Below are 19,376 nucleotides of genomic sequence, written 5' to 3'. Positions count from 1 at the left end.
AAATTATATTTAAAGAATATAATTATCAAGCTAGTTCAACATTAATTAAATATTAAAATATTAAATTAAAAAATCAATAATTCAGTTAATTGATCATTTAATATTAACTCACTGATATGAAAAAATTTAGAATATATAAAAGTTTAAAACTTATTTTATTCAAAAAAACAAACCAATTCTTAGTTATTTATTTTTCCATACATTGTCATTCTAGCTTAATATTTCCCCATAAGCATGTTAATGCAGTAACCTCATAGAAATAAATCAAACTATTTTACATTTGACGAAATTGCTTAACAAATGTAATTTTAAATTTACTGATGCAACGGTGCATTAGTTTAATCACAAATTAAATTTGTAATTAAAGAGGTTAATTATGAAAATGATCAAACATAAACCAAGTACTAAACGCATAGATTTCTCTGTAATGTACAACGCTAAGTAATTTGATAAAAAGGAGGTTATAACCTCCTTTTATTAGGGGGTTATATTATATGGATTACTTCAAACTAGCAGCAAGCATTCCTTTGGAATATCTTATCATTCGGAATATATTACTTAGATATATTTCACAAGAGCAACTAACTATCAATGATAAAAAATTTCTTTATCCCTTAGAAAATTTTGATAAGAGTAAACTGTCCTTAACAGATAGAATTAGCCCTGATGACCAAATTAGATACTATCTAAGTGATAAGGTGTTTAGGAAAGTTGCAGAGTTAGCTAAAAAAATAGCCACATCGGAAATTAAAACAATCAATATTACAGCTAAATTCTCATCATACCCACTGATTAATTGTTTCATTCAAGCATTATATCGAATGAACATTTCTGTTAACCTGATTGTAGATTGTGCTAAAAATGAAGAAATATATTTAACTGAAAATGAAACCAAACTAATTAATGAATTAATAAAAGAAAAATTTGGTGATATTGACATTATTCAGCCCTATATTCTGATGATTATAAATTCTGGTGATATATACAGTGCAGATCACCTGATAGAACACTGTTTAGAGTACTTTGATAATTACGAAAAATCACAAGCACTTATAATCGGCACAATCAAAAACTGTATCAATAAACCTATTGAGGCAGAATATAACTACATTAAAAGTAAAGAGTCGGAAAACCCGTTAAGCATTATTAAGGCGAATTATACATTATCAATGCTATATCTTCGCCACCATAAATCGAATAAGCGTAATATCGAAAAAGGACGTCAATTCTTACAAGAAGCTTATAACATTATTCAGACAGGTAAGTTGGATTATTTAGAACAAGATAAAAAGAATTTTTTCACCGTGTTCAACCGAAATGGATATGGACTTATTCTTTTTAGAGAAGGAAATGCTGATGAAGCAATAAGGTTACTTAATTGGGGACTTCAACAGTTATCAGACAAACATAGTATGCACTACATGCATCGTTCCGTAATTATTTATAATATATGCCTGTGCTATAAACAATTAGGTAAATATGATGATGCGATAACATATCTCAATCAATTAATTGAAATTGATTATGCTTTTCCTGAATATCATCTTGAATTAGCAATATGTTTTTATGATAAAGGAAATATAACAAGCTATATAAAAAATATTCAAAGAGCATTATCTGTTAGTCCAATGCATAGCGATAGCCACTATCATATGAGCATAGCATTTTTATCATCTGAGGATTATATTTCAGCAGAAAAGCATGCTCGCCTTGCTTGGGAAATTTCAGGAGATAATCTTACAGCCTATAATTATGCTTATATTCTTTCATTAAATAGCAATTATAAAATCCTGGATCATCTTATGCAAAGAACAGGTATTTTTATGACCCCGGAATGGTTAATTTTACAAGCTGAAAAAATTGCTCAAAGTTCAGAGAAAGCTGCCTACAATTATCTCTTAAAATGCCAACATATTTTTCCAAACAATCCTTTAGTAAAGGAAAATATTAAAATGTTGAGTATGTAAGCATGACATACAAAATATATTTCTTTTATTTTTTCTTTCTTTTCCCGATGTGGATATCCAAAACACTACAACCCATCTATTGGGAACAGCAAGCGCAATTGAAGTTATTTTCAATTTCATACGTAATGATGGCGGTTGCGGGGGCGTGCTCACTACTTTATGCCAAAGGGCTATCCCGATTTGGTACTAAGACTGGTTTAATTGTGGGCTTTTTACTGTATGGATGTGGCCTTGTTCTTAGAGCCTATCCCACAGGGATGGCTATCGCCGTGACTTCAGGTTTGATGGCAGGGATGGGTGCGAGTATTATCGCTATTGCGCTAAAATCACTGATTTTTAATATTGATAAACAGGAACAAAATAAAGTCCTGCTGCACACTGATAATTTAAGCACAGTAGCACAAAGCCTTGGGGCTTTTATTGCTGGGGGGCTAGTCACAATTTTATCGATTATAGATCAATCCCCCTATCGTTCGGCTTTGTTAATTAGTGGAGGTATGGTACTAATCGCCATAATTGCCATCCCGTCATTAAAAATACCACTGAATAAAACACCATTAGCTAAGAATCCCCCCCAAAAAACCACTTCATTTTTCCCTTTTTTCAGTAAAGCAGATTTAATTTTATTTATTGCATTTATTATCAGTGGCGCCAGTTGGGCACTGATCTTACCCATTATTCCGGTGTATTTAAAAAACATGCACTTTTCAGATACAAATGTTGGCCTAGTGCTATCATTAGGTGTGATCACCGGGCTAGTACTCAAGAACCTTTTTATGTTTATTTTTTCTGACAAAGATAAACCTATCTCATTACTCGTTTTTTCTGGTTTATGTATGCTGATGCTCTATGGTATGTTTTGGTCAATAAAATTTAGTTCCCCGATTGTTTTCGCCATCTCGGTTATTGCCATGTATATGTTTAGAACCGTTTGCTCACTATTAATTAATTTGGTTGAGATGGAGATCGCCCGCAAAGGAAATGCCGAGCATATTTTTGGTTTAATACAAACCGCATTTTTGACAGGGGATATCTTTGGTGCAATTGCCCTACCCTATGCTTATGAGTCTGGTTTTCTGGTCAACACCCCTCTCGCTATTATTATTTTTATTCTGTTATCAAATATATTAATTTACAGCTGTGTCAAAATTAACACTAAAATACATGCAGACTTTAACTGAATGCTAAAGCAAGGTCTAAATAATTCGAGTTGTAGGAAGGCGGCAATCAAGGTTATCCCGATGAGCATACTAAAGTATGTGATTCGGGTGACCTTGTGAAGCCAACGCATCTACAACTTGAAGTATGACGACCGTTCGATAAAGAAAAGGCCAGTATCGCTGGCCTTCAGTATAATCAACCAATCACGAATTAACGTAACAGGCTTAAAACACCTTGTGGAACTTGGTTAGCTTGCGCTAATACAGCAGTACCTGCTTGTTGCAGGATCTGACCACGGCTCATGTTAGAAACTTCTGTTGCGAAGTCAGCATCTTCGATACGGCTGCGTGCTGCGCTCAGGTTGTTAACAGAGTTGTTCAGGTTGTTGATAGTTGATTGAAGACGGTTTTGAATCGCACCTAAAGAAGAGCGCAGACCGTCAACTGTTGATAATGCTTTATCTAAAGCTTCAAGTGGTTTCGCATTCGCTTTATCACCTGCAACAGGGGCAACTTCTGTAGTCCCTACATCAATTTTTGCTTTTGCGCCAGTAGCACCAGCGGTAACTGTAGCCTCGTTATAGGCAACGACACCTTTGTCATCTGTTGTTTTTACAACTAACTTAGTTGGATCAACATTTCCATTTGCGTCAATAGACTCTAAAACTTCATAGGACTTAATAGTGCCAGCTGCTACTTTCGCATCTATAGCCGTAGTATCTAATTCTTGAGTTTCAGCGTTGCCTGTTATTGTGACACTAACACTAGTAGCAGCCTTACCATAACCAGTAAAGTTCAGGTCAAATTTTTCTAAACCTAAAGTTTCACGGTCAATTCTCTTTAATTCGATGTCAATTTTTTCACCGTCATTAGCTCCTACTTGTACTGCCATTTTAGTATCTTGGCTAAGAACTTTAACTCCATTAAATTGTGTTTGTTCTGAAATACGATTAATTTCAGCTAAACGTTGATCCACTTCTTCTTGAATTGATTTTGTATCTGATTCAGAGTTAGAACCATTTTTCGCTTGAACCGTTAATTCACGAATACGTTGTAAGTTATCGTTGATTTCGTTAACTGCACCTTCCGCAGTTTGTGTGATAGAAATACCGTCGTTAGCATTACGTGCTGCTTGGGTTAAACCTTTAACGTTAGCCGTAAAACGGTTAGCAATCGCTTGGCCTGCCGCATCGTCTTTTGCGCTGTTGATACGTGAACCAGAAGATAAACGCTCAATCGCCGTACCTAAAACGCCTTGTGAACGGTTTAAGTTGTTCTGAGTGGTCAGAGACAAAATGTTAGTATTGATAACTTGTGCCATGATGTGATCCTTATTATTCAAATTAATGCGTTAAGCCAAAATGCTTAACTTGATGAATTTCGTCAGCAACTAGGTTATCGGCTACAAAAAAGTCCCCTTTAGGCTTTTTAATGAAAAATTTTATCTGTAAGGTTGGAAAAGGCTTTACAGCCCGCTTTTGTGCCATTATTTTTAACACTTTCATTTTTAACACATCCATTAATTTTTATTAATTTTCTTATTATTTAATTTCAATAGGGATAATTACCTACCTTTCCAGTGTCAGCTCCTCCCATCACTCTTTTTCAGAATAGTCTAAAATTTTGCTCCCCTTGGCCGATATCAGTCTAAATAGTTTTTATATTCAAGATTTATGTCGCTGACATAGCGTAGGAGAGAACATGGCAGGAATATCCACACTCGGTATCGGGTCAAACTTAGATTTAAACGTCCAAATGGACCAATTAGAAGCGATGGAGCGCCGTCGTTTAGAGCCACTGACCACGCAAAAAGCCAGTTATGATGCGCAAATTAGCGCCTTTGGCAAAATGCAATCGTCCTTAGAAAAACTAAAAAAAGCCGCCGAGGACTTAAAAAAATATGGTGATATCAGTACCACTAAAGTCAATGGTGAATATAAGGCCTTTGATGTAAAAACTGACGGCAAAGCGGTCGCGGGTGTGCATGATGTGTTAGTCACTCAGTTAGCAAAAGCGCAAACAATCGCTACCAAAGGCACGCCAAACAATAGCAACAAAGAATTACTGGGCAATGGTGCCCCTGAGCGAACCATTACTATCACCCAACCGTCACAAAAAGAAGATAAAGATAAAATCGTTATCAAACTGGATAACGAGCACACTTCACTGATTGAAATTGCCGATGCCATCAATAAAACCGATAAAGGCGTTTCCGCATCGGTCATTAAAGACAAAGACAATATTTACCACCTTGTCGTCACTTCTAAAAAAGAAGGTAGTGAAAACCGTATTAGCATCAATGTGGAAGGTGATGACAAACTGGCTGCTGTTCTTAATGTTGAGTCTGAAATTGATGCGGATGGTAAGGTCACCTTAAAAAATGCCGACACCAGTGGTATGGTGCAAAAAGTAGCCCCACAAACCGCCTTACTAGAAATTGATGATTTCAAATTAGAGTCACAAACCAATGAAGCCAAAGACCTGTTTCCCGGTTTAACCTTAACGCTGAAAAAAGAAAGCGAAGACGGTAAAGCCGACCACCTAATCGTTTCTGAAGATATCGAACCCGCCAAAGGTAAAATTAAAGCGTGGGTGGATGCCTATAACGAATTCCAAACATTAGCCAAAGAACTCACCAAATACACGCCAACGGAAAAAGGCACCGCGCCAGATAAAACCAATGGTCCACTGATTGGTGATTCCACTTTACGCATGATCCAGAGCACCCTGCGCACGCAAGTTCGGGCTCCTCAAGCAAGTGGGGACATCGACACTCTGAGCAAAATGGGGATTAAGCAAAAACTGGATGGCACCTTAGAAATTGATAATAAAGTGCTGGATAAAGTCCTCAAAGAAAACCCATCGAGCGTCAAAGTATTTTTTGCTGGTGACGGTAAAGAAACCGGTTTTGGTACTGAAAACTTTAACTACTTGAAAGACACCTTGGACAGCAAAGAAGGCACCCTGCACAACGCCACCGATGGTATCCAAAAGAAAAAGAAAAGCTTAGACAAACGTATTGAGCAGACCAATAAACAGATCGAAAACACCATGGATTTACACCGCCGTCAGTTCCAAAACTTGGACAAAATGATGACGTCACTGAACAGCACCAGTAATTCATTAGGCCGGTTATTAGGCTAATACTTTTAGGTTAAAAACATGTATCAACGACACGCACAGCAAGCCTATCAGCAGGTCGATTTGGAGAGTGAAATCACCAACGCGACCCCATACCAATTAATCCAAATCCTGTTTAAAGGGGCCCTTAGTGCCCTGAAACGCGGGGAGATTTTTATGCAGCAAGGTAAGGTGGCGGAAAAAGGTAAAGAAATCTCAAAAGCTATCGACATCATTGACACTGGGTTAAAGCAGTCGTTAAATTATGAAGCTGGCGGCGAACTTGCAGAAAATTTAGCAAGTTTGTATGAGTACATGACAATGCAGTTACTTCGCGCCAACCTCGAAAACAACGTGGCTTATGTCCAAGAAGTTTACCAGTTACTCTCCGATATCGCCTCTGCGTGGCAACAAATCGGTGCAAATGTGGATGAAAGATAATCAGGTGGACAATAAAAATCCTATCGATTTACAAGAAATATACCGTAATGTCTTAGTATTAAGTGAAAATTTAGTTGCCTTAGCGCAATCCGGGGAATGGGAGACGTTGGTCTCCCGAGAGACAGAATATGTCCTTGCGGTGGAAAACCTCACCGAGTTAACGCAAGCGTTCGAACAACAGCAGCCCATCACTGAAGAGTTTATTCAGTTACTGCATAAAATTATCGAAAATGAACGTGTTACTAAAGAATATTTACAACAGCATTTAAACTTTTTAAGCAAAGAAATTAAGCAATTAGACCAAAAACGGGTACTCAATAATAGCTATGGCCAATTTGATGAGCCAGACACCCCGTTAGTCGTTCGCCCCATGGAATGAATTTAAGTGTCAGGCCAACAAACCTGACACCCTCTTCCCTTTCGGATTACAGCCTACTGTTGCTGTTTTAAACGTTGCTGCTTTTTCAGTTTTTTCAACAGCATATTGCGTTTTAACGGAGACAAATGGTCAAGAAACACTTTACCGTGTAGGTGGTCGATTTCATGTTGCATGACAATCGCTAAGAACTCGTCGCTATCCACTTCAAACGCTTTACCGTACCTATCGAACGCTTTCACTTTAACGCGCAGGAAACGCTCTACATCCGCGTAGATTTCCGGTACTGACAAGCAGCCTTCTTGGTAGCTGGTTTCCCCTTCACTTTCGACAATCTCAGGGTTAACAAATACCATCGGCTCATCACGGTTTTCTGAAATATCAATCACCATAATGGATTTAGTTTCAGCAATTTGCGTAGCAGCGAGGCCAATGCCGTTATCGGTGCTGTACATGGTATCTAACAAATCGTCGATTAAGGTTTGTACTGCAGCGAAATCTGTCACTGGGCTGCATTTAATGCGCAGTCGTTCATCTGGAATTTCAATAATTTCTCTTACTGCCATAATTTAAACCCTATAAATTCGATTGCTTTTATTCAAATATCAATAATTCAAAATACTTTAAACTACAGTGACGACATGCAATAACCACGGTTTTAAAGCCGTTAACTGCCGTCACAGCCCTGCCAGTGAAGTATGGCGAACAGACAAAATATTATCGTCTTTCTATTTCATCAACAACATGCAAAAAGTGGCATTATTAACCAGATAGATAATTTTATTTTAAACATCAATAAATTAGCGCTAGCCTACTTAACCTATCTACTTAAGCAACACAAGACACATAAAATTTTACAGAAAAATAACACGTTATTTGAAAAAAAACATCTAAAATAGAAAAAATGGTGCTTCTTTGTAGGCTTCCTGCCATTTTTAGCTTCACCCTCTGATGGGCATTCTTTGCTTATACTATTTTAACGTTTTACTATTTTTGCATTTTACAGTTTCCTCATCAGAATATATTTAGGCCACATTGAAGTTATTTTCAATTGAATTAATACATAAAAAATAATAAGCATTGCATTTTATAATTCATTCAAATAAGCAACCCTATATTCCATATGTAAAATAGATAGCACTGTATTTATTCCAGTAAAACACGAATATTCCGAACAAATATAATTTAAAAAATCGATTTTACCCGCCAGAGAAATGACCCTATTATAAATAAGTTGAGAAAAACAAATCCCCTCTTCACTCTTCTTTAGATAATAATTTAAATAATACGGAAATTAACACATGGAAAAGAAAGCATTAGCTCGTCACTTAGTGGCTATATTACTCAGCGATTTATCTTATAATGCAGCAGCCAACACTTCATTTTCAAAGCCCGCACCAACATTAAGTGATATCAACGCATATGACATCAAAAACAACGTTAAAAGCATTGTTGGTATTAATGAAAGAATCAATAATATTGATAACCAAATAGGCCAGATGGATTCAAGTTTTAATAATAGCATTAATAGATTAAAGAAAAATAATAACAATAGGCTTAAATCAGAAACTACGAATATACGAAACGAGTTAGCAAAGTTACGAGATACCGTAGATAATTCTATACTTGATTATTACAATGTAAACGCTGAAAAAATACAAAGTAACACTGATTTAATTAATGACCAAGTTACCTCAATAAACAAAGATAGAGAAAAAAAACACCATGCATTTGACTCAAAATTAAAAGAAGTTGAATTATATATGCAAGGTGCATTAATTGGTGTAAATGCAGCCGACCAAGTCACTGAACAATTAAATACTAACATTCAGGATCTCGATAAAAAAGTCGTTGGAAATACCTCGTCAATCAAGGCCCTAAAAAGTGATGCCGTAAAAACGCAAAAAGCGAACGAACTTAAATTCACAAAGTTAGAAAATAAATTTGACCATGGGGTCAGCCAGCTTGATAGCAAAATAGATAAGCGTGCCCAAGAAGCAAATGCGGGTATTGCATCCGTTGCTGCAATGAGCAATATCCCTTACGCAACAAATACCCGTTTTAGTGCTGGAGTTGGCGTGGGGAATTACAAAAATGGCTCAGCGATCGCTGCCGGGGCTCAATATCAACTAAAAGAAAATATCAACTTACGCAGTTCTGTTTCTTGGAATAATTCAGATGCTGCCGTTATCGGAGCGGGTGTCGCCTTCGGTTGGTAACTCTCTAACGCCTATTTTTCATATAACCTTATAAATAATTTATATAACATTAACCAATAGTACCAATGATATATTGGTACTATTTTTAATTGCCTTAATCGGCCAATATCTAAATTAACAATCTCTAAGTTAAAATTAACCTTGGTGATAAGTCACAATCGCGATTGGTGTTGAGTTAATAGTAACCCAAAGGTTAGACATGCCGATACGCGTGTTCGATGACTCACTCACTTTATTACAGCTGGTTTCAGACTGGCATTGAGTGAGAACTTCACTGGCAATTTGCGAGTTAAAACCCAGTTTTGTCAAATAGCCCATTTCATTTTCTAGCTTTTGTTGAAAGTTAGCAAAATCGGGTTTGGGTGAAGCATAATCCTCGACCCCAACAAGTGTAGTTGCAACTTGAATGAGTACACCGCCATCAAAAGTGAGTTGGTTTTCATAGCTCCAATCATTAAACGGCTTTTGTTGCCCAAAAGTGCAAACGGTTTTACTGCCGCTTACTTGGCAATCCCCCGCCTTAATAAAGCTGATGCTATCCATACTTTGACCCCAGTTTAAGCCAAATGGTGCGGTCGATGTATCATCACACCCAATCAACAACAGCGCAGCAGCCCCAGCTATCATCCATTTCATACTCTCACCTCACTCGCCAATTTACTTTATGCTACAGGGGGAAGGGGTTAAATTAAAGTAAAAAAACCGTCAACCAGTAACTCACTCACAAATTGATTTTCAAATTTCAAGTGATTTGTTTAACACGAGATTCACATATAATTAATCATTATCAATAAGATAAAGTTAAAACATATAATTCAGCGTATACTCATTGCCAGATTTCCGCTGGCTCTATACAATGCTCTGCTTTATACAGCCCCAGAGTCACGACAGTTACAGATAACCATCATATTATTAATCAGTTACCCCTCTAGCAATACCTAAAACCCCTAGAAGGCTCTCGAATAATAATATAGCTGAATCGTTACAACTTCACTTTATGATGAATTGATTTTGTAGCAGCTCGGTTTTTGTCACTGATGGTTTTGTCACTGATGAACAGGCTACAGATAATCATTTATTAACAGTATTATTAATAAATAACCATAACGTAAAGTATATATTGTGAAATTACTATTTTGTCTTTCTTTAACAACCGCCATTCTCTCTGGAGTATGGGCTTGGGTTGCAGATAGCTTAGGGTTAATCGGCTGGGCAGGCTTTTTAGGCTGTACGGCTTATTTCGCTTACCCTAAAAATGGGCTTAAAGGCCTAGGTGTGACCACATTAACTGTTTGTAGCGGCGTATTTTGGGGTTTAGTGATCCTTCATAGCGGTGACTACCTGCAACAATTACCTCACTTTGTAGGGTACTTTGTTACCGGTATAGTTGCCTTTTTGATGTGTATACAAGCGAAAAAACAGTGGCTTTCTTATATACCCGGTACGTTTGTCGGTACCTGTACTATTTTTGCCACGGAAGGTGCTTGGTTGGTGACTATTCAATCATTACTCATCGGTGTGTTATTTGGTTTTGCAATGAAGAAGAGTGGACTTTGGCTATTTGAAAAGTTCTCATCGGATAAAGGCTAAAAAAAACCGCCAATGTGGCGGTTTAAATAAATCAATGAAACCAAGGGAATTTCAAACGAATTCGATATTACATTAAATTTCCCCAGCGGCAAGATATAACATTTTGATTTAACTAATAATTAATCAGACAGCACTTTAAGTATTCTTACTTACACTTACAAATATAATAACGACAATATTGTTAATAAAATGATAATATCCTAAGATTAAACTCTATTTTATATTAACCAAGCTTATGTAACTGGTCAAATATCGACCCCTCCTATATTCATTAATTTAATTACATTATGTAATTCGGATTTTTCTGCATCCCGCATTTATCAAAAATATCTAAAACCCTACCTTTTAAATTTTAGTGTAATTCACTTTTAATAATCAATAATCTAGCTTGTTAATCTAAAAACACAGACAAAAAAGAATGATGGACTAGTAGAATTTGCATTATCAACCCATAAAATTATGGGGGCTTAAAAGTGTATTCTTATTTTTCTGTTATACTTAAACAAGAAATATCTTATGACCTGCAATTGAATCTAACGAAAGGAAGAAGATATGATTAAAAAAATTTGTTTTTTAGCATGTTCATTAGCTGTCGTATTCTCTTTAAGCGCATGCAATACCACCAAAGGTGTTGGTGAGGATATCGAAGCAGGTGGCAAAGCCATACAAAGAGCAGCCAAATGATGATTACCGCCATCCTTAAATATTAGCTACCTCGACTAAAACTGGTATATATACCAACCGGTGACTGTTTCACCGCTTGGTATATAAATTGAAGTACCAATAAATTCCTAAACCCGACTCTATTAAAACGTAGGACATTTTAATATTGGCTAACAGGATCACAACTTAATTATGTCTCTCTTTTACAATGGAAACTATCCAGCTAGGAGAGCATAATGAACCCGAAAAATAAAATTAATGTGTTAGACCACATTTCACCTGAAATGCAGTCTGTAATGCAATTTTATGCAGAAAACCCATCCCCTTCCCCTATTGACACCAGCTATTACGGAATGCGACAAGCGTATATAGAAGATAGAAAATATTGGAATGCAGAAGCACCAATGATGCACAATATTTACGATATTCAAGTACCAACTCAATATGGCAATATTTTGACTCGACTATTTCAGCCGATTAAATCCCCATCAGCCACCTTATTTTATCTCCATGGCGGTGGGTTTATTTTAGGTAATTTACAGACTCACGAACGTATTATGCGCTTACTGGCACTATATTCGGGCTGTACAGTTATTGGAGTTGATTATTCATTATCCCCTGAAGCTCGCTACCCCCAAGCCATTGAAGAAATATCCACCGTTTATCAGTATTATCAACAAAATGCCGCACAGCATAATATCAATATGCAACAAACTGGCTTTGCAGGTGACTCAGCTGGCGCAATGTTATCTCTTGCATCTGTCCTTTGGTTACGAGATAACACTATAGAAAATGCTAATATTAAATCCGTTTTATTGTGGTATGGGCTTTATGGCTTGCAGGATTCAATCAGCCGACAGCTATATGGTGGGGAATGGGATGGGTTACAAAAAGAAGATTTAGAAAATTATGATAATGCCTATCTCGGGGAAAATGGTGATAGAAGTGCCCCTTATTACTGCTTATTCAATAATAACTTAACCTACGGCATCCCACCTTGCTTTATTGCTAGTGCGGAATTTGACCCGCTATTAGATGATAGCTTGGCTTTATTCCGAACACTCGACGCTAACAATATGCCTTGTGAATATAAAATGTACCCAGGTACTTTACATGCCTTCTTACATTACTCACGCATGATGCAAATTTCAGATGAAGCAATTCGTGATGGCGCAAATTATTTTATCAAACAACTTTTATGATATTCATACAGTATTTATTGAAAATAGCACAGAGTTAAAACGAAAAAACCTCGCACTTGGCGAGGTTTTGAATTCTTAGCTTTTAGTTTATCGTTATTTTACGATAACGTTAGCTGCTGCTGGGCCTTTCGCACCATTTTCAATGGTGAATGTAACTTGTTGGCCTTCTGCTAAAGTTTTGAAGCTTTCGCTTTGAATTGCAGAGAAATGAACAAATACATCTTTGCTGCCATCTGCAGGTGTAATGAAGCCAAAACCTTTATCATCGTTAAACCATTTTACTGAACCAGTCATTGTATTAGACATAGAATTTCCTTTAATTTTTTAAAATTGCCATAAGGCATGTTGCGGTTTGTTTCTTGTGGTACTTATGGGAATTAATTAGAAGGAATTCGCAATGAAGTGGTATCTGAGATAACGCTTAATGGTGAACATCTTAAAACTGACTAACATAAATAGGCCTGTACTTCCAAACCAGTGAGCATATTAAGCCACACTTATAACCAAATGGCAAATATTATTTTTGCAATCCATTTGCCACACCAATACTTCACGCATTAATTGTAAATAATATAGATATCATTTAATCCAATAATATTATAAATATTAAGCAGTTAGTTATCTCACTATAATGTGCGTTGTCATGCTTAGTACCTATCAAAAACACCGTAATCCGGTCTTTCACCTCTCATTACAGCTCGCTGTTGTTCATGAACCGCTTCTCTATCGGCTTTTATTTGTTCCGATGAACGGGTGTCTTTATGTGGTTTAGGCCATGTTGATTTATTAGGTTCAAAGGAAGGCGTGAATGTACAGCCTGTAATTAAAAAAAGGCAAAATAGTGCGGTAATTAATTTCATAATGATTGCTTGTGTTTTTCTCGCATAAAATACTAAGTATATGTACTTATTTATCATACCAATACTTTTCAGTGTTCTAAATTATTATTTTGATATTTCGTTGATAAAATGAGTATTGATGACTCACAACAATATATAAAGTAGGATTTAAGATAACAAAAAAGCCGCATTACGCAGCTTGCAAATTTTGTAATCCATTATAGTTATAATTGACTGTTTTTCTCAGTTGGATCAAACGGAAGCCCGCCAGCAAATACAAATGATAACCCAACAATCACGAATGAAACCATAACAAAACACTTATCAATAATTTGTTTCATACTGTTCTTCCTATGCTTTAGTACCTAATTACAATATGCGAACTGATTATTATTGGCAATAAAAATGCCCCACCACTTCCCCAAAAGAGTAATAGCAAGGCAATCAATTTATCATATTCAAACTGATAGCTAAATCACACAGGCATAGACATAATCTCTTGATACGCTGCCACCAGCTTATTACGTACCTGAATTCCCATTTGCAAACTTAAACTCGCTTTTTGCATATCAACCATCACGTCATTCAAGGAAATATCTTGCTTTCCTAAAGTGAAGTTTTCAACTTGCTTCGCTGAATCATTACGCGTTTTATTAATTTGATTTACCGAAGCAACCAGATGGTCAGCAAATCCAACTGGCTCAATTGCTGGTTTAATTGGGTTAGTGGCTTGGGTTGCCACGACATTTAATTGTGAAATAACCCCTTCAATCGCTTGAACTGTCATTCGATTCTCTTCTTATTAATTACTGTGAATTTTTCACTAACCTATATTGGCCAGCTTACCCTATCACACCCTTTTTAACTTGAAGCCGATAAATAACACCAATTTTATAGGCTGATTCCGTCATTAGAACCCTCAAAAACAAGAAATAATAGCAAAGTGAAAAAGTGACGTTACGAAGAGGGAAATAACATTGTTTCACCAAAAGTATTTTCATCCGTCTAGTAGTCTGCCAAGCAGGGAATATTTATGAGTGCCGCATCTAAAGACACGGGGGAGGCCAAAAAGGGTTTTGCCTCTATAGTTGAAAGGATTAAAGCTGATCCTAAAATACCGTTAATGATTGCGGCAGCTGCGGCTGTTTCAATTATTGTCGCCCTTCTCCTCTGGTTACGCAGCCCTGACTACCGTGTACTTCTTAGCAATTTAAGTGCTAAAGATGGTGGCGATATTGTTGGCCAGCTAACTCAGATGAATGTGCCTTATCAAATTGCTGATAATGGTAGCGCTATTTTAGTTCCTGCAGATAAAGTGCATGAATTACGTTTAAAACTCGCTCAATCAGGTTTACCCAAAGGCGGCAATACCGGTTTTGAATTATTAGATAAAGAACAATTTGGTATCAGCCAATTTAGTGAGCAAATCAACTACCAACGCGCATTAGAGGGTGAACTCTCTCGAACTATTGAATCACTAAGCCCAGTACAAAGTGCTCGGGTGCATTTAGCCATTCCTAAACCAACATTATTTGTACGAGAGCAAAAGCTACCAACCGCTTCAGTGACGGTTGGCTTATTACCGGGAAGAATGCTTGATGAGGGACAAATTAGCGCCATTGTCCATATGGTATCGAGTAGCGTAACAGGCCTAACAGCCAGTAATGTCATTATTGTTGACCAAGCGGGTCGCTTACTCACCAATAACGATAATAGCCAGCAATCGGCGAACAGCGCACAAATTAAAATGACCAAAGAGATGGAATCCCATCTTAAACAGCGCATCGAAGATATTCTATCCCCTCTCGTAGGGCGCGCTAATATCCACGCACAAGTCACCGCACAAATGGATTTCTCAAAAGTTGAACAAACTTCAGAGGAATATAAACCCAACCAAACACCAGATAGCGCCGCTATTCGTTCCCGCCAAAACAGCCAAAGTATGCAAAATAACAATGGCGGAACAGGTGGAGTGCCTGGTGCGCTTTCTAATCAACCCGTTAGTGCGCCAAATGCACCAATTGAAACCAATAAAGACAATAAAGATGGCACTCAAACTGCAAATAACCGTAATAGCGTTTCGAACTCACAAAGCGATGAAACGACGAATTACGAGGTAGATCGCAAAATTAGTCATACCCAACGGCAAATTGGTGTCGTCGATAGGCTCTCGGTCGCAGTTATTGTCAATTACCATTCACAAGACAGTGAAAATGGCCCAGAAATGAAACCATTACCGCCAGAGATGCTGCAACAAATTGAAGCATTAACACGCGAAGCAATGGGTTTTTCCACTGCACGAGGTGATTCTCTCAATATTACGAATTCATTGTTTACCAATGAGACACCTATTGAAGAAGTGCCTTCGTTACTTGAAAGCCCACAATTTATTGCCCAGCTTCTGGATTACGGAAAAATACTGCTTATTGCCATTATTGCTTGGTTTATGTGGCGTTTTGGTATCAAACCACAATGGGTTAAATACCGTAAGACACAGCAAGCCCAAGCCGAAGCTGAGGTTTTTGTTGCCACGCAACTGAAAACTCCGCTCGTGGTTGATGAAGCGATTGATGAAGAAATGGATGAGCAAACACGCCGTCGCCTGACTCGTCAACGTGTTAGTGCTGAAATCCAAAGCCAACGCATACGTGAAATGGCAGAAAAAGACCCACAAATCGTGGCAATGGTTATCCGTCAGTGGTTAGGAAAATCCCAATGAGTTTAAGTGGAACAGAAAAAAGTGCCGTGATGTTAATGACGCTCGGTGAAGATCAGGCTGCAGAAGTCTTTAAGCACCTGAATCCTAAAGAAGTTCAACAATTGAGTATGGCAGTGTCAAACATGCGCCAAATCTCAAATAACGAACTGGCAGAAGTATTAACGGAATTTGAAGAGTCAGCGATCCAATTCGCGGCTCTCAATATCAACACGAATGACTATCTGCGCTCTGTATTGGTGAAAGCACTTGGCGAAGAACGCGCTGCAAGCTTACTTGAGGATATCTTTGAAAAACAAGAAACAACCTCGGGGATCGAAAGCCTCAACTATATGGAGCCCCAAACCGTTGCCGATATTATCCGTGATGAACATCCGCAAATTATCGCGACTATTTTGGTTCACTTAAAACGCAATCTTGCAGCGGATGTCCTCGAATTATTCGAAGAGCGCCAACGCAACGATATTATGTTACGTATCGCCACCTTCGGTGGTGTCCAACCTGCTGCATTAGCGGAATTAACCGAGGTATTGAACAACTTACTGGATGGCCAAAACCTCAAACGCAGCAAAATGGGTGGCGTGAGAACTGCGGCAGAAATCATCAACTTGATGAAAAGCCAGCAAGAAGAAAGCGTTATCGATGCAATGCGTGATTACGATGGTGAACTGGCTCAACGCATTATTGACGAAATGTTCCTATTCGAAAACCTTATCGAGGTGGACAACCGCAGCATTCAACGTATTTTGCAGGATGTTTCGACAGACTCACTGGTTATTGCCCTCAAAGGCAGCAACCAAGCTCTGCGCGACCACTTCCTCAACAATATGGCCGCTCGTGCTGCAGAAATCGTGCGCGACGATTTGGAATCGCGCTCTCCTGTACGTATGTCTCAAGTGGAAAACGAACAAAAAGCCATTTTGCTTATCGTTCGCCGTTTAGTCGAAAAAGGCGAAATCGCTATAGGTGGTGGAGACGATGTCTATGTCTAAGTCAACAATTCCAAATGACCAATGGCAACCTTGGCAACTGCGTGAGCTTAATCAATGGGACCTCAACTCAGGTATCCCCGCACTAAGCGATGTCCCTGAGCCTGATGCGCCAAAAGTCCCGTGCCTTGAGCCAAAAGAAGTGTTAGAGCAAATTAACTTGCTCGATAACATAAAAGAAGATGCTCAGCGCACTGGTTTCCAACAAGGGCATGAAAAAGGCCAGCAAGAAGGTTACCAAGCAGGCTTTGAGCAAGGCTTGCGAGCTGGAGAAGAACAAGGGCGTGAGCAAGCGCTCGCTATGCAACAACCCGTGATTGAAACATGGCAAAAATTGCTGTCTGAATTTAATTATTCACTCGATACCTTTGATACGGTGGTAACCACAAAGCTACTACAGATAGCTTTAACCGCAGCGAAGCAAGTGTTAGGACAATCTACCGTTTGTGATGGCACTGCTTTGCTGGAAGAAATCAGCCACTTACTGCAGCAAAAGCCAATTTTTGCAGGGCAGCCTGAACTGCACGTCAACCCAAATCATTTTGAATTGATTGAACAGCATCTCGGTTCCCTGCTCAACTTAAATGGTTGGCGCTTAGTGGCAGATCCTAAATTGCATCTCGGTGGTTGCCGTGTCGTCGCAGAAGACGGTGAAATTGATATGACAGTAGCGACACGCTGGCAAGAGTTGTGCCGTTTATATGCACCGGAGAGCTTTTCATGACTGCACGATTGGGACGCTGGATTGCCTCGTTGGACGATTTAGAGTCGCGGATGAAAGGGATCCCGATGGTGCGTCGTTATGGCCGCCTCACAAAAATCACCGGCTTAGTGATGGAAGCCGAAGGCATTAAAATGCCTTTAGGGGCAACTTGTTTTATTGAGCGCTCAATTAATGGCGGCTCAGACGAGGTAGTCTGTGAAGTCGTCGGTTTTAACGGCCCAAGAATGCTACTTATGCCATTAGCTGACCTCGAAGGGATCGCTCCTGGTGCGCGTGTTTATGCACAATCAACCGGAGATGACGGGCAAACCAGCCGCTTACTCCCCATTGGTAATGAATTATTAGGCAGAGTGCTTGATGCCCAAGGCAACCCATTAGACGGAAAAGGCCCATTAGAGGTAAAAACACGCGCCCCCTTAATTACCCCACCAATTAACCCATTGGAGCGAACACCTATTAGCAGTGTATTGGATGTCGGTGTTCGGGCAATCAATGCGTTATTAACAGTTGGCCGAGGCCAACGTATGGGCCTATTCGCTGGCTCTGGTGTAGGTAAAAGTGTATTACTCGGCATGATGGCACGCTTTACTCAAGCCGATATTATCGTGGTTGGGTTGATCGGTGAACGTGGTCGTGAAGTTAAAGATTTCATTGAAAATATTTTAGGTGCTGATGGCTTAAAACGTGCTGTTGTCGTTGCTGCACCCGCCGATGTGTCCCCTCTATTGCGCATGCAAGGCGCCTCTTATGCCACTCGTATCGCAGAATATTTTCGCGATAAAGGCTTAAGTGTGTTGCTGATTATGGACTCACTTACCCGGTACAGTATGGCACAACGTGAAATTGCTTTAGCCGTCGGTGAACCGCCAGCAACTAAAGGCTACCCACCTTCTGTTTTCGCCAAATTACCTGCTTTAGTTGAGCGTGCGGGGAATGGGAAAAATGGTGGGTCAATTACGGCCTTCTATACCGTTTTAACTGAGGGAGATGACCAACAAGACCCGATCGCCGACTCGGCTCGTGCGATTTTGGATGGTCATATTGTCCTTTCACGATCACTGGCTGAGTCAGGGCACTACCCTGCGATTGATATCGAGGCATCCATTAGCCGAGCAATGACGGAGCTCATTCCTAAAGAGCATTACCGAAAAATTCAACGTTTCAAACAGTTAACCTCCAGTTACCAACGTAACCGAGACTTAATTAACGTGGGTGCGTACGCCATGGGCAGTGACCCCATGTTAGATACGGCAATTCAATATTATCCGCGAATGTCGACTTTTTTACAGCAGGATATTGATGAGCGATGTGACTATCAAACCGCATGTGATCAGCTCACTCAAGTAGTTCCCAACGAATAACGAGGGGAT

General features: G+C 38.8%; 20 protein-coding genes. 13 read left to right on the top strand and 7 right to left on the bottom strand.

Annotated features, from left to right (window positions below; genetic code table 11):
• Positions 1-494: 494 nt before the first annotated feature.
• Both G6Q48_RS13415 and G6Q48_RS13410 read left to right on the top strand, forming a co-directional pair.
• Entirely contained in the window at positions 495-1,967 is a 1,473-nt protein-coding gene (locus G6Q48_RS13415; protein WP_166266939.1) for a tetratricopeptide repeat protein, read from the top strand.
• Between the two features lie 2 nt (positions 1,968-1,969).
• Positions 1,970-3,148, top strand: coding sequence for an MFS transporter (locus G6Q48_RS13410; protein WP_102139315.1), 1,179 nt, complete (start codon positions 1,970-1,972; stop codon positions 3,146-3,148).
• Positions 3,149-3,338: 190 nt separating this feature from the next.
• Here G6Q48_RS13410 and G6Q48_RS13405 read toward each other — a convergent pair whose 3' ends face one another.
• Both G6Q48_RS13405 and G6Q48_RS13400 read right to left on the bottom strand, forming a co-directional pair.
• A complete protein-coding gene (locus tag G6Q48_RS13405) occupies positions 3,339-4,448 on the bottom strand; it encodes a FliC/FljB family flagellin (RefSeq protein WP_166266937.1) in 1,110 nt (369 codons plus the stop codon).
• Between the two features lie 22 nt (positions 4,449-4,470).
• Complete coding sequence (locus G6Q48_RS13400) at positions 4,471-4,632, bottom strand: hypothetical protein (RefSeq protein WP_166266935.1); 162 nt, start codon at positions 4,630-4,632, stop codon at positions 4,471-4,473.
• Between the two features lie 196 nt (positions 4,633-4,828).
• On the opposite strand from G6Q48_RS13400, the gene fliD reads away from it, so the two are divergent.
• Genes fliD through fliT form a run of 3 tightly spaced genes read left to right on the top strand, consistent with a single transcriptional unit; the run spans position 4,829 to position 7,067 of the window.
• Positions 4,829-6,271, top strand: coding sequence for a flagellar filament capping protein FliD (fliD, locus tag G6Q48_RS13395; protein WP_166266933.1), 1,443 nt, complete (start codon positions 4,829-4,831; stop codon positions 6,269-6,271).
• An 18-nt stretch (positions 6,272-6,289) separates the two neighbouring features.
• Complete coding sequence (fliS, locus tag G6Q48_RS13390) at positions 6,290-6,688, top strand: flagellar export chaperone FliS (protein WP_004909969.1); 399 nt, start codon at positions 6,290-6,292, stop codon at positions 6,686-6,688.
• Positions 6,678-7,067 (top strand): flagellar protein FliT, encoded by a 390-nt coding sequence (fliT, locus tag G6Q48_RS13385; protein ID WP_102139318.1) that lies wholly within the window; start codon positions 6,678-6,680, stop codon positions 7,065-7,067. The genes fliS and fliT overlap by 11 nt, the downstream gene beginning before the upstream one ends.
• A 53-nt stretch (positions 7,068-7,120) precedes the next feature.
• On the opposite strand, the gene def is transcribed toward fliT, so the two are convergent.
• Complete coding sequence (gene def, locus G6Q48_RS13380; RefSeq protein WP_166266930.1) at positions 7,121-7,630, bottom strand: peptide deformylase; 510 nt, start codon at positions 7,628-7,630, stop codon at positions 7,121-7,123.
• Between the two features lie 735 nt (positions 7,631-8,365).
• Between def and G6Q48_RS13375 the strand changes: the two genes are divergently transcribed.
• Complete coding sequence (locus G6Q48_RS13375; RefSeq protein ID WP_242685814.1) at positions 8,366-9,283, top strand: YadA C-terminal domain-containing protein; 918 nt, start codon at positions 8,366-8,368, stop codon at positions 9,281-9,283.
• A 135-nt stretch (positions 9,284-9,418) separates the two neighbouring features.
• On the opposite strand, the gene G6Q48_RS13370 is transcribed toward G6Q48_RS13375, so the two are convergent.
• The gene (locus G6Q48_RS13370) at positions 9,419-9,919 is read right to left on the bottom strand and encodes a hypothetical protein (RefSeq protein WP_166266928.1); all 501 of its coding nucleotides are present in this window, start codon (positions 9,917-9,919) and stop codon (positions 9,419-9,421) included.
• A gap of 486 nt (positions 9,920-10,405) precedes the next feature.
• Here G6Q48_RS13370 and G6Q48_RS13365 point away from each other — a divergent pair, with 486 nt between their 5' ends.
• The 3 genes from G6Q48_RS13365 (at position 10,406) to aes (ending at position 12,738) form a co-directional block, all read left to right on the top strand.
• The gene (locus tag G6Q48_RS13365) at positions 10,406-10,873 is read left to right on the top strand and encodes a DUF1097 domain-containing protein (protein ID WP_102139322.1); all 468 of its coding nucleotides are present in this window, start codon (positions 10,406-10,408) and stop codon (positions 10,871-10,873) included.
• A 552-nt stretch (positions 10,874-11,425) separates the two neighbouring features.
• Positions 11,426-11,557, top strand: a complete 132-nt coding sequence (locus tag G6Q48_RS13360; RefSeq protein ID WP_166266926.1) for an entericidin A/B family lipoprotein — start codon at positions 11,426-11,428, stop codon at positions 11,555-11,557.
• Between the two features lie 215 nt (positions 11,558-11,772).
• Entirely contained in the window at positions 11,773-12,738 is a 966-nt protein-coding gene (gene aes / locus G6Q48_RS13355; RefSeq protein WP_166266924.1) for an acetyl esterase, read from the top strand.
• A gap of 93 nt (positions 12,739-12,831) precedes the next feature.
• Here aes and cspE read toward each other — a convergent pair whose 3' ends face one another.
• The 3 genes from cspE to fliE form a co-directional block, all read right to left on the bottom strand.
• Positions 12,832-13,044, bottom strand: a complete 213-nt coding sequence (gene cspE / locus G6Q48_RS13350) for a transcription antiterminator/RNA stability regulator CspE (protein WP_102139626.1) — start codon at positions 13,042-13,044, stop codon at positions 12,832-12,834.
• A 341-nt stretch (positions 13,045-13,385) separates the two neighbouring features.
• On the bottom strand, positions 13,386-13,598 hold the full coding sequence (locus G6Q48_RS13345; RefSeq protein ID WP_102139631.1) for an AAA family ATPase: 213 nt from the start codon (positions 13,596-13,598) through the stop codon (positions 13,386-13,388).
• A 454-nt stretch (positions 13,599-14,052) separates the two neighbouring features.
• The gene (gene fliE, locus G6Q48_RS13340) at positions 14,053-14,364 is read right to left on the bottom strand and encodes a flagellar hook-basal body complex protein FliE (protein ID WP_102139625.1); all 312 of its coding nucleotides are present in this window, start codon (positions 14,362-14,364) and stop codon (positions 14,053-14,055) included.
• Between the two features lie 246 nt (positions 14,365-14,610).
• Between fliE and fliF the strand changes: the two genes are divergently transcribed.
• From fliF to fliI, 4 genes are read left to right on the top strand one after another with little or no spacing between them, the layout of a single operon-like run.
• A complete protein-coding gene (gene fliF / locus G6Q48_RS13335) occupies positions 14,611-16,296 on the top strand; it encodes a flagellar basal-body MS-ring/collar protein FliF (RefSeq protein ID WP_166266922.1) in 1,686 nt (561 codons plus the stop codon).
• Positions 16,293-17,285 carry a flagellar motor switch protein FliG gene (gene fliG / locus G6Q48_RS13330; protein ID WP_004255600.1) on the top strand — a complete coding sequence of 331 codons (993 nt, stop codon included), beginning with the start codon at positions 16,293-16,295 and terminating at the stop codon, positions 17,283-17,285. Before fliF ends, fliG begins: the two co-directional genes overlap by 4 nt.
• A complete protein-coding gene (gene fliH, locus G6Q48_RS13325) occupies positions 17,278-18,006 on the top strand; it encodes a flagellar assembly protein FliH (RefSeq protein ID WP_102139623.1) in 729 nt (242 codons plus the stop codon). The genes fliG and fliH overlap by 8 nt, the downstream gene beginning before the upstream one ends.
• Positions 18,003-19,367: a flagellar protein export ATPase FliI gene (gene fliI / locus G6Q48_RS13320; RefSeq protein ID WP_102139622.1), complete on the top strand. Its 1,365-nt coding sequence runs from the start codon at positions 18,003-18,005 to the stop codon at positions 19,365-19,367. The genes fliH and fliI overlap by 4 nt, the downstream gene beginning before the upstream one ends.
• The last annotated feature ends 9 nt before the right edge of the window (positions 19,368-19,376 follow it).

Origin of the sequence: Providencia sp. M-27, assembly GCF_011077905.1 — a bacterium.
Taxonomy (GTDB): domain Bacteria; phylum Pseudomonadota; class Gammaproteobacteria; order Enterobacterales; family Enterobacteriaceae; genus Providencia; species Providencia huaxiensis.
This window is presented reverse-complemented; position numbering and strand designations above follow the sequence as displayed.